This is a genomic window from Streptomyces malaysiense (assembly GCF_000980885.2).
Classification (GTDB): Bacteria; Actinomycetota; Actinomycetes; order Streptomycetales; family Streptomycetaceae; genus Streptomyces; species Streptomyces malaysiense.
Window position 1 is genome coordinate 90,808 of the sequence record NZ_LBDA02000056.1, and the last position, 23,853, is coordinate 114,660.

At 73.1% G+C, this 23,853-nt stretch carries 20 protein-coding genes and 2 pseudogenes; 19 read left to right on the forward strand and 3 right to left on the reverse strand.

Annotation, left to right across the window (positions count from 1 at the left end; translation table 11 throughout):
- The first annotated feature begins 239 nt into the window (after nt 1–239).
- From hpnC to VT52_RS23950, 11 genes and pseudogenes are all read left to right on the forward strand, one after another.
- On the forward strand, nt 240–1,136 hold the full coding sequence (gene hpnC, locus VT52_RS23905) for a squalene synthase HpnC (protein ID WP_046422893.1): 897 nt from the start codon (nt 240–242) through the stop codon (nt 1,134–1,136).
- The gene (gene hpnD / locus VT52_RS23910; RefSeq protein WP_046422894.1) at nt 1,133–2,095 is read left to right on the forward strand and encodes a presqualene diphosphate synthase HpnD; all 963 of its coding nucleotides are present in this window, start codon (nt 1,133–1,135) and stop codon (nt 2,093–2,095) included. Before hpnC ends, hpnD begins: the two co-directional genes overlap by 4 nt.
- Entirely contained in the window at nt 2,095–2,223 is a 129-nt protein-coding gene (locus VT52_RS39755) for a DUF6380 family protein (RefSeq protein ID WP_420856299.1), read from the forward strand. Before hpnD ends, VT52_RS39755 begins: the two co-directional genes overlap by 1 nt.
- Entirely contained in the window at nt 2,220–3,644 is a 1,425-nt protein-coding gene (hpnE, locus tag VT52_RS23915) for a hydroxysqualene dehydroxylase HpnE (protein ID WP_046422896.1), read from the forward strand. Before VT52_RS39755 ends, hpnE begins: the two co-directional genes overlap by 4 nt.
- Nucleotides 3,644–4,771 (forward strand): polyprenyl synthetase family protein, encoded by a 1,128-nt coding sequence (locus tag VT52_RS23920; RefSeq protein ID WP_107481420.1) that lies wholly within the window; start codon nt 3,644–3,646, stop codon nt 4,769–4,771. Before hpnE ends, VT52_RS23920 begins: the two co-directional genes overlap by 1 nt.
- Nucleotides 4,772–4,887: 116 nt before the next feature.
- Nucleotides 4,888–6,951 (forward strand): squalene--hopene cyclase, encoded by a 2,064-nt coding sequence (gene shc, locus VT52_RS23925; protein WP_046422899.1) that lies wholly within the window; start codon nt 4,888–4,890, stop codon nt 6,949–6,951.
- 1 nt (nt 6,952) lies between these two features.
- Entirely contained in the window at nt 6,953–7,594 is a 642-nt protein-coding gene (locus VT52_RS23930; protein ID WP_046422900.1) for a phosphorylase family protein, read from the forward strand.
- A gap of 6 nt (nt 7,595–7,600) precedes the next feature.
- Nucleotides 7,601–8,623, forward strand: a complete 1,023-nt coding sequence (gene hpnH / locus VT52_RS23935) for an adenosyl-hopene transferase HpnH (protein ID WP_046422902.1) — start codon at nt 7,601–7,603, stop codon at nt 8,621–8,623.
- Nucleotides 8,624–8,786: 163 nt separating this feature from the next.
- A pseudogene (locus VT52_RS23940) lies at nt 8,787–9,077 on the forward strand (flavodoxin-dependent (E)-4-hydroxy-3-methylbut-2-enyl-diphosphate synthase); the annotation flags it as partial.
- A gap of 38 nt (nt 9,078–9,115) precedes the next feature.
- Nucleotides 9,116–11,014 carry a 1-deoxy-D-xylulose-5-phosphate synthase gene (gene dxs, locus VT52_RS23945; protein WP_046422906.1) on the forward strand — a complete coding sequence of 633 codons (1,899 nt, stop codon included), beginning with the start codon at nt 9,116–9,118 and terminating at the stop codon, nt 11,012–11,014.
- Nucleotides 11,011–12,396: an aspartate aminotransferase family protein gene (locus VT52_RS23950; RefSeq protein ID WP_046422908.1), complete on the forward strand. Its 1,386-nt coding sequence runs from the start codon at nt 11,011–11,013 to the stop codon at nt 12,394–12,396. Before dxs ends, VT52_RS23950 begins: the two co-directional genes overlap by 4 nt.
- Before the next feature lie 4 nt (nt 12,397–12,400).
- Here VT52_RS23950 and VT52_RS23955 read toward each other — a convergent pair whose 3' ends face one another.
- Complete coding sequence (locus VT52_RS23955; protein ID WP_046422910.1) at nt 12,401–12,691, reverse strand: hypothetical protein; 291 nt, start codon at nt 12,689–12,691, stop codon at nt 12,401–12,403.
- 103 nt (nt 12,692–12,794) lie between these two features.
- Between VT52_RS23955 and VT52_RS23960 the strand changes: the two genes are divergently transcribed.
- Both VT52_RS23960 and VT52_RS23965 read left to right on the forward strand, forming a co-directional pair.
- On the forward strand, nt 12,795–13,421 hold the full coding sequence (locus VT52_RS23960) for a helix-turn-helix domain-containing protein (RefSeq protein WP_046422912.1): 627 nt from the start codon (nt 12,795–12,797) through the stop codon (nt 13,419–13,421).
- Nucleotides 13,418–13,540 carry a DUF6126 family protein gene (locus tag VT52_RS23965; protein ID WP_046422914.1) on the forward strand — a complete coding sequence of 41 codons (123 nt, stop codon included), beginning with the start codon at nt 13,418–13,420 and terminating at the stop codon, nt 13,538–13,540. Before VT52_RS23960 ends, VT52_RS23965 begins: the two co-directional genes overlap by 4 nt.
- A gap of 48 nt (nt 13,541–13,588) precedes the next feature.
- Here the strand turns inward: VT52_RS23965 and VT52_RS23970 are convergent, their stop codons facing one another.
- Complete coding sequence (locus VT52_RS23970) at nt 13,589–14,386, reverse strand: tyrosine-protein phosphatase (protein WP_046422915.1); 798 nt, start codon at nt 14,384–14,386, stop codon at nt 13,589–13,591.
- A 127-nt stretch (nt 14,387–14,513) separates the two neighbouring features.
- Between VT52_RS23970 and VT52_RS38935 the strand changes: the two are divergent.
- Both VT52_RS38935 and VT52_RS23975 read left to right on the forward strand, forming a co-directional pair.
- Nucleotides 14,514–14,795 (forward strand): annotated as a pseudogene (locus VT52_RS38935) (hypothetical protein); the annotation flags it as partial.
- A gap of 365 nt (nt 14,796–15,160) precedes the next feature.
- Entirely contained in the window at nt 15,161–15,946 is a 786-nt protein-coding gene (locus VT52_RS23975) for an SGNH/GDSL hydrolase family protein (protein ID WP_046422917.1), read from the forward strand.
- Nucleotides 15,947–16,152: 206 nt separating this feature from the next.
- Here the strand turns inward: VT52_RS23975 and VT52_RS23980 are convergent, their stop codons facing one another.
- On the reverse strand, nt 16,153–16,347 hold the full coding sequence (locus VT52_RS23980; protein WP_046422919.1) for a hypothetical protein: 195 nt from the start codon (nt 16,345–16,347) through the stop codon (nt 16,153–16,155).
- Nucleotides 16,348–16,719: 372 nt separating this feature from the next.
- On the opposite strand from VT52_RS23980, the gene VT52_RS23985 reads away from it, so the two are divergent.
- The 4 genes from VT52_RS23985 (at nt 16,720) to VT52_RS24000 (ending at nt 23,741) form a co-directional block, all read left to right on the forward strand.
- On the forward strand, nt 16,720–17,775 hold the full coding sequence (locus VT52_RS23985) for an AfsR/SARP family transcriptional regulator (protein ID WP_053055555.1): 1,056 nt from the start codon (nt 16,720–16,722) through the stop codon (nt 17,773–17,775).
- A gap of 22 nt (nt 17,776–17,797) precedes the next feature.
- On the forward strand, nt 17,798–20,095 hold the full coding sequence (locus tag VT52_RS23990) for a TOMM precursor leader peptide-binding protein (RefSeq protein WP_046422921.1): 2,298 nt from the start codon (nt 17,798–17,800) through the stop codon (nt 20,093–20,095).
- The gene (locus tag VT52_RS23995) at nt 20,085–22,010 is read left to right on the forward strand and encodes a TOMM precursor leader peptide-binding protein (protein ID WP_053055556.1); all 1,926 of its coding nucleotides are present in this window, start codon (nt 20,085–20,087) and stop codon (nt 22,008–22,010) included. Before VT52_RS23990 ends, VT52_RS23995 begins: the two co-directional genes overlap by 11 nt.
- Before the next feature lie 129 nt (nt 22,011–22,139).
- A complete protein-coding gene (locus VT52_RS24000) occupies nt 22,140–23,741 on the forward strand; it encodes a nitroreductase family protein (protein ID WP_046422922.1) in 1,602 nt (533 codons plus the stop codon).
- The last annotated feature ends 112 nt before the right edge of the window (nt 23,742–23,853 follow it).

The following is a 23,853-nucleotide window of genomic DNA, read 5'->3' on the forward strand; positions in this document are numbered from 1 at the left end:
GACACCCCCTCGAACCTCGATGCGTTGTACAACGTAAGCTGTACCGGTGCCGGAAAGCGGCAAGTGGGGCGATAATGCGCGACATCCCGCGCCGGATCACGCCCCGCTAATTGCCGGGCGGCGTGTCCGAAATAGTGTGTATTGGGTCGGCAGTGTAGAACGGGAGATGTGACGGCAATGGCTACGGAAACTCCCCAGCTCAACGCAGCATGTGCCGTTGCCGCCCAGGGCGTCGCCCGATGACGGGCACCAGAACGGCGCCGGACCCGGAACGCGCCACCCTCGACAAGGCCGCGAGCGAGAACTTCCCCGTGGCCCCCTTCTTCCTGCCCCGCGCCTGGCGCGACGACCTCATGGCGGTCTACGGCTTCGCCCGGCTGGTCGACGACATCGGAGACGGCGACCTCGCCCCCGGCGGAGCCGACGCCGAACTGCTCGGCGTGTCGGCCACCGAGGCCGGCGACCGGCTGCTGCTGCTCGACGCCTTCGAGGCCGACCTGCGCCGGGTCTTCGACGGCACCCCGGGCCATCCCCTGCTGCGCCGGCTCCAGCCCGTCGTACGGCGCCGGGCGCTCACCCCCGAGCCGTTCCTCGGCCTGATCGCCGCCAACCGCCAGGACCAGCTCGTCTCCCGGTACGAGACGTACGACGACCTCCTCGCCTACTGCGAACTGTCCGCCAACCCCGTCGGCCGCCTCGTCCTCGCCGTCACCGGCACCTCGACCCCCGAGCGGATCCGTCTGTCCGACGCGATCTGCACCGCGCTGCAGATCGTGGAACACCTCCAGGACGTCGCCGAGGACTTCGGCCGCGACCGGATCTACATTCCGGCCGAGGACATGAAGCGCTTCCACGTCACGGAAACGGATCTGTCCGCGAAAACCGCGGGCGCACCGATGCGCGCCCTGGTTGCATACGAAGCGCAACGCGCCCGCGATCTGCTGAATGAAGGCGCCCCCCTGGTGGGTAGCGTCCACGGCAGGTTGAAGCTGCTGCTCGCAGGGTTCGTGGCGGGGGGAAGGGCGGCGGTCCGCGCGATCGCCGCCGCCGAATACGACGTACTTCCCGGCCCGCCCAAACCAGGCAAGGTCCAGTTGCTGCGTGAGGCGGGCGTGATTCTGCGAGGAGAGGGGTGATCCGGACCGTGGAGTCTGCGTCGCACGTGTCCGCACCGGTGCTCGCCGCCTACCGCTACTGCGAGACGGTGACCGGACAGCAGGCCCGTAACTTCGCGTACGGCATCAGGCTGCTGCCCACACCGAAGCGGCGCGCCATGTCGGCGCTGTACGCGTTCTCACGGCGTGTCGACGACATCGGCGACGGCGATCTGGCCGACGACGTGAAGGTGGCGCGGCTCAAGGAGACCCGGGCCCTGCTCGCCCGGATCCGGGAGGGCCGCGTCGAGGAGGACGACACCGACCCGGTGGCCGTCGCCCTCACGCACGCCGCCGAGGCCTTCCCGATCCCGCTCGGCGGCCTGGACGAGCTGATCGACGGCGTCGAGATGGACACGCGCGGGGAGACCTACGAGACCTGGGACGACCTGAAGGTCTACTGCCGGTGTGTCGCCGGTGCCATCGGCCGCCTCTCGCTCGGCGTGTTCGGCACCGAACCGGGCGCCGGCGGCGCCGAGCGCGCCGCCGAGTACGCCGACACGCTCGGGCTCGCGCTCCAGCTCACCAACATCCTCCGGGACGTCCGCGAGGACGCCCAGGGCGGCCGTACCTATCTGCCCGCCGACGACCTGGCCAAGTTCGGCTGCTCCGCCGGGTTCGAGCGGCCCACGCCGCCGGAGGGCTCCGACTTCGCCGGCCTCGTGCACTACGAGGTCCGCCGCGCCCGCGCCCTCTTCGCCGAGGGCTACCAGCTGCTGCCCATGCTCGACCGGCGCAGCGGCGCCTGCGTCGCCGCCATGGCCGGCATCTACCGCCGCCTCCTCGACCGCATCGCGCGCGACCCCGAGGCCGTGCTGCGCGGCCGGGTCTCGCTGCCCGGCCACGAGAAGGCGTACGTCGCGGTGCGCGGTCTGTCCGGCCTCGACACCCGGCAGGTCACCCGTCACGGCGCCGGGCGGTCCGTCGGGAGGCGCGTCTGATGGACCTCACCGGACCAGGTGACTTCGGCCGGGCAACCCCGCGCCACGGCGTGGCGTCCCTGACTGCGACGACCGTACGTGCACCGTTCAAGCAGCACGGCCGGCACGCACGGAAGGACGCACCATGAGCGACGGCGCACGCCCCGCACCGGGACAGCGCACCCCCGCGGGCGCGGCACGCGGCGCCGTCGTGATCGGCGGCGGCCTCGCCGGCGTCACCGCGGCGCTCGCCCTCGCCGACGCGGGCGTTCGCGTCACCCTGCTCGAAGCGCGGCCCAGGCTGGGCGGCCTCGCCTTCTCCTTCCGGCGCGGCGAACTGACCGTCGACAACGGTCAGCACGTGTACCTGCGCTGCTGCACCGCCTACCGCTGGTTCCTCGACCGGATCGGCGGCGCGGCGCTGGCACCGATTCAGGACCGCCTGGACGTGCCCGTCGTGGACCTCGCCAAGCCCGAGGGCCGGCGGCTCGGCCGGCTGCGGCGCGACCCGCTGCCCGTACCCCTGCATCTGGGGCGCGGCCTGGCCGCCTACCCGCACCTCTCGCTCGCCGAGCGCGCCTCCGTCGGGCGGGCCGCGCTCGCGCTGAGGGATCTCGACCTCGCCGATCCGGCCCTGGACACCCAGGACTTCGGCAGCTGGCTGGCCGCCCACGGCCAGTCGGCGCGTGCCATCGAGGCCCTGTGGGACCTGGTCGGGGTCGCCACCCTCAACGCGGTCGCGGGGGAGTCCTCGCTGGGGCTCGCCGCGATGGTGTTCAAGACCGGTCTGCTCTCCGACCCGGGAGCGGCCGACATCGGCTGGGCCCACGTCCCGCTGGGCGAACTGCACGACCGGCTGGCGCGCAGGGCGCTCGACTCCGCGGGCGTGCGTACCGAGGTCCGTTCACGCGTCACCTCCGTCTCCGCCATGGAGAACGGCGGCTGGCGCGTCGAGGTTCCCGGCGAGCGTGTCGAAACCGACGCCGTCGTCCTCGCCGTACCCCAGCGCGAGGCGCACGGACTGCTGCCGCCCGGCGCCGTCGACGCCCCCGAGCGGCTGCTGGAGATCGGCACCGCCCCCATCCTCAACGTGCACGTGGTGTACGACCGCGAGGTGCTCGCGCGGCCCTTCTTCGCCGCCCTCGGCACCCCCGTGCAGTGGGTCTTCGACCGCACCCACGCCTCCGGACTGCGCTCGGGCCAGTACCTCGCGCTGTCCCAGTCGGCCGCGCGGGACGACATCGACCTCCCCGTCGCACGGCTCCGCGAGCGCTACGTCCCGGAGCTGGAGAAACTCATTCCGGGAACGCGCGACGCCGTGATCCGGGACTTCTTCGTGACCCGGGAGCGCACGGCGACGTTCGCGCCCGCCCCCGGCGTCGGGCGTCTGCGCCCCGGCGCCCGCACCAAGGCATCCGGCCTGTACCTGGCCGGAGCGTGGACCGCCACCGGGTGGCCCGCGACCATGGAGAGTGCGGTCCGCAGCGGAGTGAGCGCGGCCGACGCCGCGCTCCGCGCCCTGGGCCGGCCCCGCCCGAGCCGTCTCTTCGCCTTCGAGGAGGCGGCCTGATGCCTCATCGGCAGCCGGCGGCGGGCCCCCGCACCTTCGGTACCGCAACAAGAGGAGAGACTGTGCCCACTGTGCCCCCGGCCTCGACGGAGACCGCGGTGGACGTCACCGCGCTGCTGGAGCGCGGACGGACCCTGGCCACGCCGGTCCTGCGTGCGGCCGTCGACCGCCTCGCTCCTCCCATGGACACCGTCGCCGCCTACCACTTCGGCTGGATCGACGCCGCCGGCAACCCGGCCGACGGGGACGGCGGCAAGGCCGTGCGCCCCGCGCTCGCCGTGCTCTCCGCCGAGGTCACCGGCAGCGCGCCGGAGACCGGCGTCCCGGGCGCCGTCGCCGTCGAACTGGTCCACAACTTCTCGCTGCTGCACGACGACCTGATGGACGGCGACGAGCAGCGCCGCCACCGCGACACGGTCTGGAAGGTGCACGGACCCGCCCAGGCCATCCTGGTCGGCGACGCCCTGTTCGCGCTGGCCAACGAGGTGCTGCTGGAGCTCGGTTCGGTCGAGGCCGGCCGCGCCACCCGCCGGCTGACCACCGCGACCCGCGCCCTGATCGACGGTCAGGCCCAGGACATCTCCTACGAGCACCGCGACCGCGTCAGCGTCGAGGAGTGCCTGGAGATGGAGGGCAACAAGACCGGCGCGCTGCTCGCCTGCGCCTCCTCCATCGGTGCGGTCCTCGGCGGCGCCGACGACGCCACCGCCGACGCGCTGGAGCGCTACGGCTACCACCTCGGCCTCGCCTTCCAGGCCGTGGACGACCTGCTCGGCATCTGGGGCGACCCGGAGGCCACCGGCAAGCAGACCTGGAGCGACCTGCGCCAGCGCAAGAAGTCGCTGCCGGTGGTCGCCGCGCTCGCGGCCGGCGGACCCGCCTCCGAGCGGCTGGGCGAGATCCTCGCCGCCGACGCCAAGAGCAGCGACTTCGAGAACTTCTCCGAGGAGGAGTTCGCGGCCCGTGCCGCCCTCATCGAGGAGGCGGGCGGCCGCGACTGGACCGCCGAGGAGGCGCGCCGCCAGCACACCATCGCCGTCAGCGCCCTGGACGCGGTCGCCATGCCGGACCGGGTGCGGGCCGCCTTCACGGCCCTCGCCGACTTCGTCGTCGTACGGAAGAGATGATCACTATCGGTCGAACAAGCCTCGCGTAGTCGCCGGCCGGTGGCGCGACAGGACGCACACCGGCCGACGGCGGACCCACAGCAGCACGTCTCGCACGACTGTACGAAGGGGAAGCCATGACAGCGACGACCGACGGAAGCACCGGGGCCACCTTGCCGTCCCGCGCTGCCGCGGCCAGCGACACCACCCTCACCACCCCCGAGACGGCCGGGGTCCCGGAAGCCGCCGCACGGGCCGCCCGCCGCGCCACCGACTTCCTGCTCTCCCGGCAGGACGCCGAGGGCTGGTGGAAGGGCGACCTGGAGACCAACGTCACCATGGACGCCGAGGACCTGCTCCTCCGCCAGTTCCTGGGGATCCAGGAGGAGAGGACCACCCAGGCCGCCGCGAGGTTCATCCGCGGCGAGCAGCGCGAGGACGGCACCTGGGCCACCTTCTGGGGCGGCCCCGGCGAGCTGTCCACCACCATCGAGGCGTACGTCGCCCTGCGCCTGGCAGGCGACGCGCCCGAGGCCCCGCACATGGCAAGGGCCTCCGCCTGGATCCGCGAGCGTGGCGGCATCGCTTCAGCCCGGGTCTTCACCCGCATCTGGCTCGCCCTGTTCGGCTGGTGGAGATGGGAAGACCTGCCGGAGATGCCCCCGGAACTGATCTGGTTCCCCGGCTGGATGCCGCTGAACATCTACGACTTCGGGTGCTGGGCCCGGCAGACGATCGTGCCGCTCACCATCGTCTCCGCGAAGCGCCCGGTGCGCCCCGCCCCCTTTCCGCTGGACGAACTGCACACCGACCCGGCGGACCCGAACCCGGCCAGGCCTCTTGAGCCGGCGAACACGTGGGACGGGGCCTTCCAGCGCCTGGACAAGGCGCTCCAGCAACTGCGCAGGGTCGTCCCGCGCCGGCTGCGCAAGGCCGCGATGAACGCCGCCGCCCGCTGGATCATCGAGCGGCAGGAGAACGACGGCTGCTGGGGCGGCATCCAGCCCCCGGCCGTGTACTCGGTCATCGCCCTGCACCTGCTCGGCTACGACCTCGAACACCCCGTGCTGCGCGAGGGGCTGGCCTCCCTGGACCGGTTCGCCGTCTGGCGCGAGGACGGTGCCCGGATGATCGAGGCCTGCCAGTCCCCGGTGTGGGACACCTGCCTCGCCGCCATCGCGCTGGTCGACGCCGGTCTGCCCGCCGACCACCCCCAACTGGTCAAGGCCGCCGACTGGTTGCTCGGCGAGGAGATCGTCCGGCCCGGCGACTGGGCGGTCAAGCGTCCCCAGCTCCCGCCGGGCGGATGGGCGTTCGAGTTCCACAACGACAACTACCCGGACATCGACGACACCGCCGAGGTCTCCCTCGCGCTGCGCCGGATCCGGCACCACGACCCGGAGCGGACGGACCGGGCGATCGGGCGCGCGGTGCGCTGGAACCTCGGCATGCAGTCGAAGAACGGCGCGTGGGGCGCCTTCGACGTCGACAACACCAGCCCGTTCCCCAACCGGCTGCCGTTCTGCGACTTCGGCGAGGTCATCGACCCGCCCTCCGCGGACGTCACCGCCCACGTGGTGGAGATGCTCGCCGCCGAGGGCCTCTCCCACGACCCGCGCACCCGGCGTGGCATCGCCTGGCTGCTGGCCGAACAGGAGCCGAACGGCGCGTGGTTCGGCCGCTGGGGCGTCAACTACATCTACGGCACCGGGTCGGTGGTCCCGGCACTGACCGCGGCCGGACTGCCCGGCTCGCACCCGGCGATCCGGCGGGCGGTGACCTGGCTGGAGTCGGTGCAGAACGACGACGGCGGCTGGGGCGAGGACCTGCGCTCCTACCGGCACGCCAGGGAATGGGCCGGCCGGGGCGCCTCCACCCCCTCGCAGACCGCGTGGGCGCTGATGGCGCTGCTCGCGGCGGGGGAGAAGGACTCCAAGACCGTCGAGCGGGGCGTCCAGTGGCTCGCGGCCACCCAGCGCGAGGACGGCAGCTGGGACGAACCCTACTTCACCGGCACCGGCTTCCCCTGGGACTTCTCCATCAACTACCACCTGTACCGGCAGGTGTTCCCGCTCACCGCGCTCGGCCGCTATCTGCACGGCGACCCCTTCGAGCGGCAGCTGCTCGCCCGGACCCCCCGGCCGCGGCCCGTGGAGGCCAAGTCCGCCGGGCCGGCGCTCTCCGAGGCCAAGGGGAGCTGATGTGAACGTCCAGCCCGCCCCGGCCCCGCTGCTGATCGCCTGCGCGCTCGGCATCGAGCACCTCGCCCTGCGCTCGGGCGACCGCGGCGGGGCCGGCGGGCCGGTCACGTTCGTCCGTACCGGGATGGGGCCGCGGGCGGCGCAGCGCTCCCTCACCCGGTACCTGGCCCGGCCCGCGCTCACCGGGGCCGCCGTGGTGGCCACCGGTTTCTGCGCGGGTCTCGCACCCGGCATGCACCCCGGTGACCTGGTGGTCGCCGAGGAGACCCGGGACCCGCACGGGACCGTCCCGTGCGCGGGCACCGAACTGCTGGTGAAGGAACTCGCGCGGCTGCTGCCCGGCCGCACGGTCCACACCGGCCCGCTCACCGGCTCCGATCATGTCGTCCGCGGCCCCGAACGGTCCGCCCTGCGCGCGACCGGCGCGATCGCCGTCGACATGGAGTCCGCGGCCACCCTGCTCAGCGCCGTGACCGCGGGCGAACGCCCGGTCGCCGCCGTCCGGGTGGTCGTCGACGCTCCCGAACACGAACTCGTCCGGATCGGCACGATACGCGGTGGAATATCAGCGTTTCGCGTTCTCCGTTCCGTACTTCCCGCATATTTCGAATGGCACCGTTCTTTGCTGCTCCCCCGGAGGTGAGCCCAGATGGCCATGCCGTTGCGTCAGTCCATCAAGGTCGCTACATACCTGGCCGAACAGAAGCTCCGCAAGCGGGACAAGTTCCCGCTCATCGTCGAGCTCGAACCGCTCTTCGCGTGCAACCTCAAGTGCGAGGGCTGCGGCAAGATCCAGCATCCGGCCGGGGTGCTCAAGCAGCGCATGCCGGTCGCCCAGGCGGTGGGCGCGGTGCTCGAATCGGGCGCGCCGATGGTCTCCATCGCCGGCGGCGAGCCCCTGATGCACCCTCAGATCGACGAGATCGTGCGCCAGTTGGTGGCCAGGAGGAAGTACGTCTTCCTGTGCACCAACGCGATGCTGCTGCGCAAGAAGATGGAGAAGTTCACCCCCTCGCCCTACTTCGCCTTCGCCGTGCACATCGACGGGCTGCGTGAGCGGCACGACGAGTCCGTGGCCAAGGAAGGCGTGTTCGACGAGGCGGTGGCGGCCATCAAGGAGGCCAAGCGGCGCGGCTTCCGGGTGACCACCAACTCCACCTTCTTCAACACCGACACCCCGCAGACCGTCGTCGAGGTGCTCAACTTCCTCAACGACGACCTGAAGGTGGACGAGATGATGATCTCGCCCGCCTACGCCTACGAGAAGGCCCCGGACCAGGAGCACTTCCTCGGTGTGGAGCAGACCCGGGAGCTCTTCAAGAAGGCGTTCTCGGGCGGCAACCGCAAGAAGTGGCGGCTCAACCACTCCCCGCTCTTCCTGGACTTCCTGGAGGGCAGGGTCGACTTCCCGTGCACCGCGTGGGCGATCCCGAACTACTCCCTCTTCGGCTGGCAGCGCCCCTGCTACCTGATGAGCGACGGGTACGTGCCGACGTACCGGGAGCTGGTGGAGGACACCGACTGGGACAAGTACGGCCGGGGCAAGGACCCGCGCTGCGCCAACTGCATGGCGCACTGCGGCTACGAGCCCACCGCCGTACTCGCCACCATGGGCTCCCTGAAGGAGTCGCTGCGGGCCATGCGGGAGACGGTCTCGGGAAACCGGGAGTAGGTGATGACCGCCGTACCCTTGGGCGTTCCCGAGGTGCCGGCCCGGCAGGCGGCCCCGCGGCGGCGGTCGCGGGAGATCCACGTCGGGCCGGTGGCGGTCGGGGGCGGGGCCCCCGTCCCGGTCCGGTCGATGACGACGACCCGTACGTCCGACATCGTGGTGGCTGGAGATCGTCTCCTGCCCCTCCTGCGGCCGCGCCCGGGTGGACGTCTACCGGCTCGCGGACGAGGTCGCGGCGGGACTGGACGGCCTCGAAGTGCCGTTGCGGGTGGCGGTGACGGGCCGTGTGGCCAACGGCCCGGGGGAGGCCCGTGAGGCCGATCTGGGAGTTGCCTCGGGCAACGGAAAGGGGCAGATCTTCGTCAAGGGGCAGGTCGTGCGGACCGTCCCGGAATCCCGGATCGTCGAGACCCTGATCGAGGAGGCGCAGCGGCTCGCCGAGCGGATCAAGTGAGTCCACGTAACTGCACGGAGCGAGAGGGGGCCACGGACGTGACGATTCTGGAGACGATCCGGCAGCCGCGTGACCTGAAGGGGCTGTCCGGAGCGGAAATCGGCGAACTGGCCGAGGAGATACGCGAGTTCCTGGTGCGAGCGGTCTCGCGCACCGGCGGTCATCTCGGGCCCAACCTGGGCGTGGTGGAGCTGACCATCGCCCTGCACCGGGTCTTCGAGTCGCCGGTCGACCGGATCCTCTGGGACACCGGCCATCAGTCCTACGTACACAAACTGCTGACAGGCCGTCAGGACTTCTCCAAGCTGCGCGGCAAGGGCGGTCTGTCCGGCTACCCGGCGCGTGAGGAGTCCGAGCACGACGTCATCGAGAACAGCCACGCCTCCACCGCGCTCGGCTGGGCCGACGGCCTCGCCAAGGCGCGCGAGCTGAGGGGGGAGCGGAGCCATGTGGTCGCCGTCGTCGGGGACGGCGCGCTGACCGGCGGCATGGCCTGGGAGGCGCTGAACAACATCGCGGACGCCCCGGACCGGCCGCTGATCATCGTCGTCAACGACAACGCGCGCTCCTACGCGCCCACCATCGGCGGGCTCGCCGACCATCTCGCCACCCTGCGCACCACCGACGGCTACGAGAAGGTGCTCGCCTGGGGCAAGGAGGTCCTGCACCGGACCCCTGTCGTCGGCGCGCCCCTCTACGAGTCCCTGCACGGCGCCAAGAAGGGCTTCAAGGACGCCTTCGCACCCCAGGGGCTCTTCGAGGACCTGGGTCTGAAGTACGTCGGCCCGGTCGACGGGCACGACATCGGGGCGGTCGAGTCCGCGCTGCGCCGCGCCAAGGGCTTCCACGGGCCCGTCCTGGTGCACTGCCTGACCGAGAAGGGCCGCGGCTACGAGCCCGCGCTCGCCGACGAGTTGGACCGCTTCCACGCCATCGGTGTCATGGACCCGGCGACCTGCGCACCGCTCGCCGTCTCCGGCGGACGGTCCTGGACCTCGGTGTTCGGCGAGGAGATCGTGCGGATCGGCGAGGAGCGCGCGGACGTCGTCGCGCTCACCGCCGCGATGCTGCACCCGGTCGGCCTCGGGGCCTTCGCCGAACGCTTCCCGGACCGGGTGTGGGACGTGGGCATCGCCGAACAGCACGCGGTCACCTCGGCCGCCGGGCTCGCCACCGCCGGACTGCACCCGGTCGTCGCCCTCTACGCCACCTTCCTCAACCGTGCCTTCGACCAGGTGCTGATGGATGTCGCCCTGCACCGCTGCGGGGTCACCTTCGTCCTCGACCGGGCGGGCGTCACCGGTCCCGACGGCGCCTCCCACAACGGCATGTGGGACATGTCGCTGCTCCAGGTGGTGCCCGGCCTGCGGATCGCCGCCCCGCGCGACGCGACCCGGCTGCGCGCCCAGTTGCGGGAGGCGGTGGCCGTGGACGACGCGCCGACCGTGCTGCGGTTCCCGAAGGAGGACGTGGGCCCGGACATCCCGGCCCTCGGCCGGGTGGGCGGCATGGACGTGCTGCACCGCGCGGAGCGGGCGAGGGTGCTGCTGGTCGCCGTCGGCGTGATGGCGCCGGTGTGCCTCGGCGCGGCGGAACTCCTCGCGGAGGGCGGCACCGGGTGCACGGTGGTCGACCCCCGGTGGATCAAGCCGGTCGATCCGGCCCTGCCGCAACTGGCCTCGGCGCACCGGCTGGTGGCCGTCGTGGAGGACAACAGCCGCGCCTCCGGCGTCGGTTCGGCCGTCGCCCAGGCCCTCCGGGACGCCGGAGTGGACGTACCGGTACGGCAGTTCGGCATCCCGGACCAGTTCCTGCCGCACGCCAAGCGCGGTGAGGTACTGGCCGACATCGGTCTCACCCCGGTGGAGATCGCCGGACGTATTTCAGCGAGCCTGGCCGTCAAGGATGTCGACGGCACCGTCAAGGAGAGTGAATGACCATCGAGTTCGACCTCGGCGCCCTGCTCGCCGAGCGCGGAGCCGAGCGCTACGAGCTGCATGCGAAGTACCTCAACCCGCAGCTCCCGCGCATGCTGCACACCATCGGCTTCGACAAGGTCTACGAGCGCGCCGAGGGCGCCCACTTCTTCGACGCCGAGGGCAACGACCACCTGGACATGCTCGCCGGATTCGGGGTGATGGGCCTCGGCCGCCATCACCCGGTCGTCCGCAAGGCCCTGCACGACGTCCTCGACCTGGACCTCGCCGACCTCACCCGGTTCGACTGCCAGCCGCTGCCCGGACTGCTCGCCGAGCGGCTGCTCGCCCACAGCCCGCACCTGGACCGGGTGTTCTTCGGCAACAGCGGCACCGAGGCGGTCGAGACGGCCCTGAAGTTCGCCCGCTACGCCACCGGCCGGCCGCGCGTCCTGTACTGCGAGCACGCCTTCCACGGGCTGACCACGGGCTCGCTGTCCGTCAACGGGGAGAAAGGCTTCCGCGACGGCTTCGCCCCGCTGCTGCCCGACACCGCCGTACCCCTCGGTGATCTCGACGCCCTGGCACGGGAGCTGAGGAAGGGCGACGTGGCCGCGCTGATCGTGGAGCCGGTCCAGGGCAAGGGCGTGCACGAGGCGCCGCCCGGCTATCTGCGCGCCGCGCAGGAGCTGTTGCGCAGGCACAAGGCCCTGCTGATCGCGGACGAGGTGCAGACCGGTCTCGGCCGCACCGGCGACTTCTACGCCTACCAGCACGAGGACGGCGTGGAACCGGACCTGGTGTGCGTCGCCAAGGCCCTGTCCGGCGGGTACGTCCCGGTCGGCGCGACCCTCGGCAAGGACTGGATCTTCAAGAAGGTCTACTCGTCCATGGACCGCGTCCTGGTCCACTCGGCGAGCTTCGGCGCCAACGCCCAGGCGATGGCGTGCGGGCTCGCCGTGCTGTCGGTCATGGAGAACGAGCAGATCGTCGCGGGCGTGCGGACCACGGGCGACCTGCTGAAGTCCCGGCTCACCGAGCTGATCGACAAGTACGAGCTGCTGTCCGACGTCCGCGGCCGGGGCCTGATGATCGGCATCGAGTTCGGCAGGCCGTCCTCGCTGAGGCTGCGCAGCCGCTGGGCCATGCTCCAGGCCGCCCGCAAGGGCCTGTTCGCCCAGATGGTCGTCGTGCCGCTGCTCCAGCGGCACCGGATCCTCACCCAGGTCTCCGGTGACCACCTCGAAGTCATCAAGCTGATTCCGCCGCTCGTCTTCGACGAGGCCGACGTGGACCGGTTCGTCCGGGGCTTCACCGCGGTCATGGACGACGCGCACAGCGGCGGCGGCCTGATGTGGGACTTCGGCCGGACCCTGATCAAGCAGGCGGTCGCCAACCGCTGACCGGTCAGGCGGAGCCCACGAGGAGGATCCAGGGGCAGAGGAAGCCGGCCGCGCCGAGAACGGTTCCGGTGGCGGCCGGCCACATCCTGCCGAGTCCCCGCCGGGCGTGGTGGACACCCGCGAGGCCGAAGGTGAGGGCGAGCGCACCCGCGAGTTCGGTCAGCGGGAACAGCATGAGCAACGGGCAGATCCCCACGGCGGAGACGGCGCCCAGGACGAGCGCGGTGGGACCGAGGAGCGTGGCCGGCGAGTCGTTCCGGCTCGGCGTGATGTGGTCGGGCATGCGAACCCCCATGCTTTGAACGTGTTCAAAAGCTGGATGCGATCGTAGCAGCCCGCGCTTTTGCCTCAGAGGCAAGAAAATTGCCCTATGGGCAAGAATGGCGCTGAATAGAGGCATGAACGCCTCAGATGCCGCTTCGCCCGCGGCGGGCCAGGGCGGCGAACTGCCCGCCGTCGCGCCGCAACTGCGCGCACTGCGCCGACGGGCCGGCCTCACCCTGGAGGCCGCGGCCCGGGACGCCGGACTCTCACCGGCCCACCTGTCCCGGCTGGAGACCGGGCAGCGGCAGCCCTCGCTGCCGATGCTGCTCGCGCTCGCCCGTATCTACGGTACGACGGTCTCCGAACTCCTCGGTGAGCGGGTCGCCGACCGCGACGCGATCGTCCGGGCCGCCGACATGGACCCGAGCCGGGCCGCCGGCTGGACCTACTTCCAGGCCGGCGCCCCCGGCCGCGGGATGCAGGCCCTGCGGGTGCACGCGCCGTACGGCGCGCAGGGCGACATAGTGCGCGTCCACCCCGGCGAGGAGTGGCTCTACGTCCTCAAGGGACGGCTGCGGCTGCGCCTCGGCGACGCCACGCATCTGCTCGCCCCCGGCGACAGCGCCCACTTCGACTCGCTCACCCCGCACCGCCTCGCCGCCGAGGACCCCGACGGCGTGGAACTGCTGTTCGTCCACACCCTGCTGCAGAGCCCCACGGCCGCGCTGTGCCTGGGGCACCTGAACGGAGAGCTGCCATGAGCGACCTGGAGACCAAGTTCCCCCGATCCCTGTGGGTCCGGCTGATCATCTACATCGCCTTCGGGCACCTCCTGGCCGCGTTCCTCTATCTGCTGTTCGCGATCGGCGGCAAGGGCTGAGCCCGCGCCCGCGCACCGGGCGGGCGCGCACCGGACGGGACCGACGGGTCAGTCCACCAGCCGCGCCCGCAGCCGCTCCCGCGTCTCGGGAGCCAGCCGCAGTCCCTCCTCCAGATAGCGGTCCACGCCGCCCCAGGTCTCCTCGATGCTCTCGAAGGCGGCGGCCAGATACTCGGCGCGCGCGTCGAAGAGCGGGCTGAGCAGCTCCATCACCTCGGGTGTGTAGGCGCTCTGCGCACTGCCGCTGCGCTGCACCTTGTAGCGGCGGTGCTTGGCGTTGGACTCCAGGTAGTCGGCCACGATCGCGTCCCGCTCCACCCCCACGGCGAGCAGGGTGACGGCTATGGAGACGCCCGCGCGGTCCTTGCCGGCCGCGCAGTGCAGCAGCGCCGGCACGCTGTCCTCGGCGATCGCGTGCAGCACCCGGGAGTGTTCTTCGGTGCGGTTGCGCACGGTCGACCGGTACGAGGCCACCATGCGGGCCGCTCCCTTGCCGTCGTCCAGCACCGCGCGCAGCTGGTCGAGGTCGCCGTCGCGGACCATCTTCCAGAACTCGGCGCCGTCCGCCGGGTCGCTCAGCGGCAGGTTCACATTGCGCACGCCGGGCAGCGCGACGTCCGGGCCCTCCAGCTTCTGGTCGGCCGCGTTGCGGAAGTCGAAGATGGTGTGCAGGCCCAGGGAGGAGAGGAAGACAGCGTCCTGCGCGGTCGCGTGCGCCAGGTGCCCGCTGCGGAACAGCACACCCTGGCGCAGCCGGCGTCCGTCCACGGTCGGCAGTCCGCCGACGTCGCGGAAATTGCGCACACCGGCCAGCTCCGGCTCGGTCGACGGGACCTGCTGCGTCACGGGGGCTCCTCCCGATCGGTTCCCGCCGTCACGACTCGCGGCGGGCGCTGCGTCGACCATACGGCATTGGTTTCGTGGGGCAATGAGTTGTCCACAGGCATTGGCAGCGCGGGCCGCCGGGCCCATGATGCGCGTCGTCGAACGTTTCCGGCGCGACTGCGAGGTCTTGACGACGGGCATCGCGAAAGACGGCCGTACCTGGCTGCTGACGCACCCCATGACGCACCCCACCAGCGGCTATGCCCTGCATCCCACCGCCCGGGACGAGCCGGCGCATCTGCACCGGGGGCCGCGGATCACCCTGGCCGACGCCGAGGCCCTCGCCGCCCGCCCGCTGCCCGGCCCCCGCCCCTTCGATTCCCCGCTCGACGGCCGCGAGGAGTACCCGGTCGAGGGCGGCCCGCGCTTCTCGGCGGCGACCTCGGCCGGTGGAGCGAGGAGGAACTGGCCGAGGCCGCCCGATGGGGCCGGCTGTACAAGGAGATCCGTCCTCGCCCGGCTCCAGGCGCAGCGCTACGGCGAACCCGCGCCGAAGCCGCGGCTGCGGGGCCTCGACCCGGCCGGTGGACGCGACGGTGGTCCGGCTGCGGCGCACCTGACGGGTGCGTGTCCGGGCGGCAACAGCCCTGGCGGTGAGTGTATTCCTGGAACCGGGAATCTCGCGGAGTGGCTCATGTCACCGTTCGTCAACCCCTTCCTACGGTCGCGTAAGTCACACCCCGAGAGGAATCATGGTCCGACGTGGCAGACGATTCGAAGAATGACAGCAGATCAGTGATCGGGTCGTACGTGGCGGTGGGGGACAGCTTCACCGAGGGCGTCGGCGACCCCGGCCCCGACGGGGCGTTCGTGGGCTGGGCCGACCGGTTCGCGGTACTGCTCGCCGACCGGCGGCCCGAGGGGGACTTCCAGTACACCAATCTCGCCGTGCGCGGGAAGCTGCTGGACCAGATCGTGGCCGACCAGGTCCCGCAGGCGGTCGCACTCGCCCCGGACCTGGTCTCCCTGTGCGCGGGCGGCAACGACATCATCCGCCCCGGCACCGACCCGGACGAGGTGGCCGAGCGCTTCGAGGCGGCCGTGGCGCGGCTCGCCGAGGTGGCCGGCACGGTACTGGTGACCACCGGCTTCGACACCCGGGGCGTCCCCCTGCTCAAGCACCTGCGCGGCAGGATCGCCACGTACAACGGGCATGTGCGGGCCATCGCCGACCGGTACGACTGCCCGGTGCTCGACCTGTGGTCGCTGAGGTCCGTGCAGGACCGCCGCGCCTGGGACAGCGACCGGCTGCACCTCTCGCCCGAGGGGCACACCCGTGTCGCGCTGCGCGCCGGGCAGGCGCTCGGCCTGGAGATCCCGGCCGACCCCGAGCAGCCGTGGCCGCCGCTGCCGCCGCGGGGCACCCTGGACGTCCGCCGCGACGACGTGCACTGGGCCCGCGAGCACCTGGTCCCGTGGATCGGCCGCCGGCTGCGCGGCGAGTCCTCCGGTGACCACGTCACCGCGAAGGGCACCCTGTCGCCCCAGGACATCCGGATGCGTATCGCCTCCGTGGCCTGACCGCCGCTGCGGAACACCTCCGGACCGTGCGCCGCCCCGCCTCGCACCTCACCGGGTGCGGCGCGGGGCGCGCTCGTCGCCGTGAATGTCCGCGCGCCGCCCGTGCGCCGTCCCGCGCGCCGCGGCGGAAGTTACGCAACTCGCTTTCGGAATGCCGGTCCGGGTTATCTCGTTCCCGCGTGGAAATCGATGACGCCCCGCGCCGGCTACTCGGGGTGGCGGTCGCGGCCGTTCGGGAGCTCGCCCGAGGTGGTCTCCTCCAGGAGGGCCGTGTACTTCCGCGAGAGCTCCTCGTACCGCTCGTCCGCCCTGTCCCCGGCGCGTTTACGCCGGGTCATGAGGTACAGAGCGAGCGGCCCGGTGATCATCGAGACGACCGGGATCAGCGCCCACCACGGCATGGATCCTCCTCTGGGTGCGTGGTGCCCCGGTATGCGGCCCGGCGCACCTGGTCGGAGCGTATGCCCTTGCGATCGGATCGCCAACGTCCCGGCCCCCGGCGGCCTTCGAGCCGCTCGTGCGTCACCGGACGTTTTCCTCCGGGCACTGGACGGCACCGCATCATCGAATCTAAGTTCCCGTCTCGGTAGTGGATTTGGGCACGCCGGCGGTCTGCGGTGTTCCCAACGCCGCGCCGACGTAACGCCGTTGTGCATCCCACCGCACCCGACCCAGCCCCCCCACCTCGACGCTGAAAGGCCACGGTGAAGACAGGCACCCCTGCGCCCGACAGCGCTCCTCCCGCACCCGGGACCCGTCCACCCCGGTTCCTCGTGCTCGGCCTGCTCGCCATCACCGACGGTCACGAAACGGTCGTACTCCAACCCTCCCGCCCCGCCTCGCTCCTCGCCGCCCTGCTGCTCCATCCCGGCGCGGTCGTCGGCTCCGAGCTGCTCCAGCGCGTGGTCTGGGGCGACCGGCCGCCCGCGGGCGGCAGATCGGCGCTGCACACCTGCGTACTGCGGCTGCGGCGGCTCTTCGGCAAGTACGGCATCGCCGATCACGCCATCGAGGCCGTGCCCGGCGGCTACCGGCTGCACGCCGACACCGGCACCCTCGATCTGCTGCGCTTCCGCGAACTGCTCGCCCGCTCCTACGCCGCCGACGACCCGGAGTCCGCGCTGCGCCTCGCCCGCGCCGCACTCGGCCTGTGGGACGAGCCCCTGCTGGCGAACGTGCAGTCGGACGAGATCCACCGGGACCTCGTGCCCCGCCTGGCCGAGGAGCGACTGCTCGCGGTGGAGCGGGTGTTCGACGGCGAGTTACGCCTGGGCCGGCACCGCGAGCTGATCCCCGAAGCCCGCGAGGCCGTGCGCGCCCACCCCGGACACGAGGGGCTGTCCGCCCTGCTCGTCGAAGCGCTGTACCGCTGCGGCCGACGCGCCGAGGCGCTCGCCGAGTACCGCAGGATCCACGCCCACCTCACCGAGGAACTCGGTGTGGAGCCGGGGCCGTTACTGCGTGACCTCCAACTCGCCGTACTGCGCGGCGAGTCACCCGATGGACAGACCGGGACGACCGCCCCCGGCGCACCGGCCGCGGCGCCCCTGTCCGGCGGACTGCCGCCGGCGCTCCCGGTCGGGAGCGGCGGGACCGGCGAGCCGCCCCCGGGACTCGGACGGGGATCGGCCGGCGCCCCCGGCGCCCTGGTGCTCAGCTCCCTGGTGGACGCCGGACTCCTCCAGGAGGACTCCTCCGGCCGCTACCGCGTCCACGACCTGCTGCGCCTCTTCGTCCAGGCGGCCGGAGCCAGCCTCCCCTGCACCCCCGCCGTACCGCACGAGCCGGCGGACCTGTCCGACCCGGCCGCCGGCCGACCCTCCCCGTGAGCATCGAAAGGTCTCCCCGCCCATGCCCCACGCCCCCGCCTCCCCCGAGGAGATCGCGCAGTCGCGGCCCCGCATCCGCCGGGACGTGCTCTACACCCGGACCCCGGACGGTGTGCTCTTCCACAACGCCCACGGCGGGTTCAACCTCCGTACCCGCAACGCGTACCGCTTCGCCACGCTGATCGTGCCGCACTTCGACGGTGAGCGGCGGGTCGAGGAACTGTGCGCGGGGCTGGGGGACAAGCAGCGCGACATGGTCGTCCAACTCGTACGCGCGCTCTACGCGCGTGGCTTCGCCCGGGACGCCGGCCCGACACCCCCGGACGACGCCCTCGGGCCACAGGTCGGCGAGCGTTTCGCCCATCAGCTCGACTACCTCGACCACTACGCCGACGACGCGAGGGGCCGGTTCGCGCGCTTCCGCGACACCCCGGTCGCCGTCCTCGGTGACGACGCCCTGGCCCGCTGGGCCGCGCTCGGCCTGCTGCGCAACGGCAGCGCCGCCGTGGCCATCACCGAACAGGACTCCCCCTACAGCGAGTTGCGGGCCGAACGGCACGGGGTGGAGGGCAGCGCGGAGATCGACACCGAGGTCGCGGCCCTCGCCGGGGCGGGCTGCGCCCCCCGGCTCGCCCGCCTCCAGCGGGCCGCGGACGGCACGTACGGCTGGGCCGAACTGGCGGGCTGGGACACCGTCCTGGTGACTCCCGCCGCCGGTTCCCGGCAGCTGCTCCGGCTGCTCACCGAGGGAGTGCCGGCCGGTCGCCGGCTGCTCGGCGCGTGGACCTTCGGCGAGCGCGCCGTCATCGGCCCCGAGATGACCGCCGGGCGCACCGGCTGCTGGTGCTGCGCCGCGCTGCGGCTCGGCGCGGGCGCCGACGCGGCCGACAGCGCCGACCTGTGGGCGTCCGTCGCACCCGGCGCACCGCTCGGCGCGCCCGCGCCCCTCATCGGCGGCCCGCTCGCCGGGATGCTCGGCAACCTGCTCGCCTTCGAGGTGTTCCGCCTGGTCACCGGGGCGCTGCCCGCCGAGACCCGCGGTCAGCTCGTGGTCCAGGACCTCGACTCCCTCGACGTGCTCACCGAGCCGCTGCTGCCGCACCCCCGCTGCCCCCACTGCGCCGCCCTCCCCGACGGTGAGCACCGCTCCGTCCTCCCCGGCGGTGAGCGCGCGCAGCGCGTCGACGACCTGCGCACCGTCCACCCCGAGGACGAGGCCGCCGCGACGCCCGCCGACGGCGCCGCCGACGAGGACGCCGCCCGCGCCGCGCTCACCGCCCTGGAGGAGCGCGACGTCCTGGTCCGCGAGGCGGCCGGCGTCTTCACCGCGTACGCGGACGACGAGTGGGAACAGACTCCTCTCAAGATCGGCACCGTACGGCTGGGCCTCGCGCCCGGACGGACGCGCGAGGTGTCCGCCGCCGACGTCCACCATGTCGCCGGGGCCCGCCTGAACGCGCTGTTCCGCGCCGCCGAGGTGTACGTCGAACACGTCGTCCCGCCCCAGGTGCTGACGGCCACCGCGCTGGAGGCCGCCGCCGGGAAGTGGACCCGCCTGGCCCCCGCCGAACTCGCCGTCTCCAGCGGCCTGGACGTGCCCGTCGACCGGATCGGCCACTTCGGCGAGGCCACCTCACTGCTCGACGGGAGGACCGCGCTGGTGCCCGCCGGCGCCCTGCGCACCTTCGGCGGCTGGAACGACGCGGGCCTGTTCGAACGGACCTCCGCCGGCACCGGCGCCGCGGGCAGCCCCCGGGCCGCGCTCGCCCGCGCCCTGCGCACCGCGCTGGCCCACGACGCGCTGACCGCCGCGGTCCGCCGTACGAACCCGGTGCGCACCGTGGACCCCGCGACCCTCGCCGACGACCCCGAACTGCGTTTCCTGCTGCGCTCGGCGCGCAACCTCGGCGTCACGGCCGAAGTCCTCGACCTCGGCCACCCGCTCCTGCCGGTCGTGCTCGCCCGGTTCACCGACGAGGCCGGCGGTGAGGTGCGCTCGGCCACCGGCAGCGGGCTGCGGTACCGCGAAGCCGTCCTGGAGGCCCTGCGCGATCTGCTCGGCGCCGAGCAACTGCGCCGCGCCGGGGGCGAGCCCGACGCCGGAGACCCGCTGTGGGCCGACCTGGACGCGTCGACCCTCGTCCCCGACGGCGTCGTACCGGCCCCCGCCGTGGAGACCAGCTGGTCCGCCGTCCTCGACGGCCTCGCCGCGGCCGGGCGGGACGCGTTCGCGGTGCGGGTCACCGCGCCCGACCTCGCCGCGGGCGCCCTGTTCGCGTCGTGTGTCGTGCTGACCCGCGGGACGCGCCGTGCCCACTGAGACCGCGCCGCACCCCGCCCCGCCCACGGCCGCCGGGCCGTGGGACGCGGTGTGCGCCGCGCTCACCGCCGCCCTCGCCGGGCGCCCGGGGACCCCGCCGGCGGCGGTGACCCCGCTCGGCGCCCGGGACGAACTCGCCGTCGGGGACGATCAGTTCGCCCGGGACGCGATACCGGTGGGTTTGTACGGACACCACGCCGTGGTCGGCCCCGTACCCGCCGAGGGCGTGCCCGGCTGCGCCCGGTGCCTCGCGCGCCGCTGGCAGGCGGTGCGGGCCGGGTATCTGCGGGACGCGCTGGAACGGGGCGACCGGCCCCGGGCCACCGGGACCCCGCCCTGGCTGGCAGGCTTCACCGTGGACGCCCTCGCCACGCTGGTCGCCGCGGTCGCCCGCGGGGACCGGGGCGGCCGGCACCCATGGGTGTGGCTGCTGGACCTGGAGACTCTGTGTGTCTCCCGGGTGGCGCTGGTGCCCGACGGCGAGTGCCCGTCCTGCGGAAGCCGCGCGGACGACACCGCCGAAGCCGCCAGGATCACCCTGGACCCCGCCGCCAAACACGACCCGGACGACTTCCGCGCACGCCCGCTCGCCGCGTACGGCCTGGTGCCGGAGGCGTTCGTCAACCCCGTCACCGGAGCGCTCGGCCCCTCCTTCGCGCCCGACCTGGCCTCCGCGTCGACCTCTTCGGTGATCGGCGCCTTCACCACCCGCTCGGGCGACTACCTGCGGGAGTGCTACTGGGGCGGCCACGCGGGCTCCTACGGCAGCAGCGTCCGCGTCGGGGTGCTGGAGGGCCTGGAGCGGTTCGCCGGCATGCGGGCCCGCGCCAAGCGGACCGTGGTCGGCGCGACCCTCGACGACCTCGGGGACCTCGCCGTCGACCCCCGCGTCACCGGCCTGTACTCCGACGCCTTCCACGCCGCCGCCCCCGAGGTGCCGCGCTTCGCGCCCGACCGCCCGGTGGACTGGGTGTGGGGCTGGTCGCTGCGCGACGACCGGCCGGTCCTCGTGCCCGAGGTGGTCGCCTACTACCACGCGCCCGGCGGCATCCGGCGCCGCTTCGTCCAGGAGAGCTCCAACGGCTGTGCCTCCGGGGGCAGTCTGACCGAGGCCGTCTACCACGGGCTGATGGAGACCGTCGAACGCGACGCCTTCCTGCTGGCCTGGTTCGGCCGGCTCCGGCTGCCCGAGATCGACCCGGCGAGCAGCACCCGGACCGCGACCCGCGCCATGGTCGACCGGCTGGCGATGTACGGCTACCGCGCCCGGTTCTTCGACACCCGCGTCACTTTCCCGGTACCGGTGGTGACCGCCGTCGCCGAACGCGTGGACGGCGGACCCGGACTGCTCTGCTTCGGCGCGGGCGCCTCCCTCGACCCCGAGGCCGCGCTCGCCGGCGGGCTCTGCGAGATCGCCACCGACTCGGTCAACCTGCGCCGCCGCACCGCCCGCGACGAACCCCGGCTGCGGCGCATGGCGGGGGACTTCGGCGAGGTCCGGGTCCTGCACGACCATCCGCTGCTGTACGGGCTGCCCGAGATGGGCCGGCACACCGACTTCCTGCTGCGCGGACGCGACGACGCCGAACGGGTGCCGCTCGCCTCCCTCGCCACCGGGGCGGGCGCCCTGACGCCCGCCGCCGACCTGCGCACCGACGTGCGGGCGTGCGTCGCCGCCGTCACCGCGCACGGCTTCGACGTCGTCGTGGTCGACCAGACCTCCCCGGAACAGGCGGAGTCGGGTCTGCACACCGTGAAGGTCCTGATACCCGGCCTGCTCCCGATCGACTTCGGCACCAGCCGGCAACGCGCCCCGCTGATGCCCCGGATGCGCACCGCGCTGCGCGAAGCGGGCCTGCGCGAGCACGACTTGACGGCCGCCGACCTCAATCCGGCTCCACACCCCTTCCCCTGACCCGAACCCCGCAACGCCCACGGCCCCGTCGCCCCGCCGCCCGCACACTCCGTGCACAGCCCGGACAGCCGCCCCGTGCACGGCCCGGACGGCAGACCTCGACCACAGACAGCAGAAAGGGAAGTGACCATGGGATACGCCCATGAGTACGCGACCGCGGTGATGCGGCGGGGCAGGATCCCCATGGAACCCGCCGACTTCGTGCCCGACTGGTCCGACCGCCCCCGCAAGGGCAAGTTCTTCCCCGGCGCCCCCGTCCTGCCGCTGCCCGACGGCGGCTGCGCGCCGGACGCCACGGTCGGCCGGGGCCTGTTCGGGCGGCGCGGCACCGGCGCCTTCACCCTGCCACTGCTCGGCGCGATGCTCCGCGACTCCTACGGGCTGACCGGCCGCCGCCTCGCCGTCCAGGCCAACAGCGACCTCGGCTCCCTGCCGTTCCACACCCACGCCAACTGGTCGCGCGGCACCTCCTCCGGCGGCGGCCTCTACCCCATAGGCATCCACTGGATCAGCGGCGCGAGCGGCCCCCTCGCCCCCGGCGTCCACTACTACGACACCCCGCGAAACGCGTTCGCCAGGACCCTCGCCGGCGATGTCACCGGCGAGGTGCGGGCCGCCCTGGGCGATCCCGAAGAGGCCGCGGGGACCGACCAGTTCCTGGTGCTGGGCGTCACGTTCTGGCAGAACGCCTTCAAGTACAACAGCTTCTCCTACCACGTCGTCACGATGGACATCGGCGCACTCCTGCAGACCTGGCGCATGTGGGCCCGCGCGCACGGGCTCCACATCGGCGCCGCGCTGTGGTTCGACGAGCCCCGCCTCGGCCGGCTGCTCGGGCTGGACCCCGAGGAGGACGGCGTGTTCGCGGTGGTGCCGCTTCGATGGGAGAAGCCGGACGAGGCGGGCACGGGGGAGGAGGACGCCCCGGCCACGCCCGCCGCCCGGGTCCGCCGCGTCCCCGACGAACGCTCCCGCAGCGTGCTGACCTTCCCGACCGTGCACGCGATCCACGCGGCCACCCTGGAAGGTGCCGCCGACCGTCCGGCGCCCGGCGCGTTGGACGGCGCGCTGGTCACACCGTCCGGTCCCGGCGAGCGCGTCGCGCTGCCCGCCCCACTCGCGCTCGACGCGACCGTACGCCGGGCGCTGCGCGAACGCCGCAGCAGCTTCGGCCGGTTCAGCGCCGCGGCCCCGCTCGATCCGGCCCGGCTGGCCGCCGCGCTGGCCGCGGCCGTCGCCGCCGGCACCCTGGACACCGACGCCGAGACGCCCGGCGCGGCGCCCCTCACCCGGCAGTACGTCTTCGTCAACCACGTCCGGGACATCGCGCCCGGCCTCTACGAACACGACCACGTCAGCGGCGAACTGGTGCTGATGAAGCCCGGCGACTTCGGTGGCTTCCTCCAGGAGAACTACTTCCTCGCCAACTACAACCTGGAGCAGGCCGCCGCCGTCCTGGTGCCCGCGGCCCGTACCCACGCCGTGCTGGACGCGGTCGGCGACCGGGGCCTCAGGCTGGTCAACGCCGTCATCGGCGCCACCGCGCAGGCCGTGTACACCGCCTCCGCGGCGGCGGGCACGGGCTGCGGTGTCGCGCTCGGCTTCGACTGCGTCTCCTTCGCGGACGAACTCGGCCTCGCCGAACGGGGCGAGATCCCGCTGCTCGTGATGATGATCGGCGACGAGGCTCCCCGCCCGGCCGGTTACCGCTTCGACATCGTGGCCCCATGACCCGAGCACCCTGCCCCGGACCGGGGCGGGCGCACACCCCACAGGAAAGGGGGAGGGCGTGAGCCCGACCGCCACCACCCCGGCCGAGGACGTCCCCGCGGAGGACGGCCCG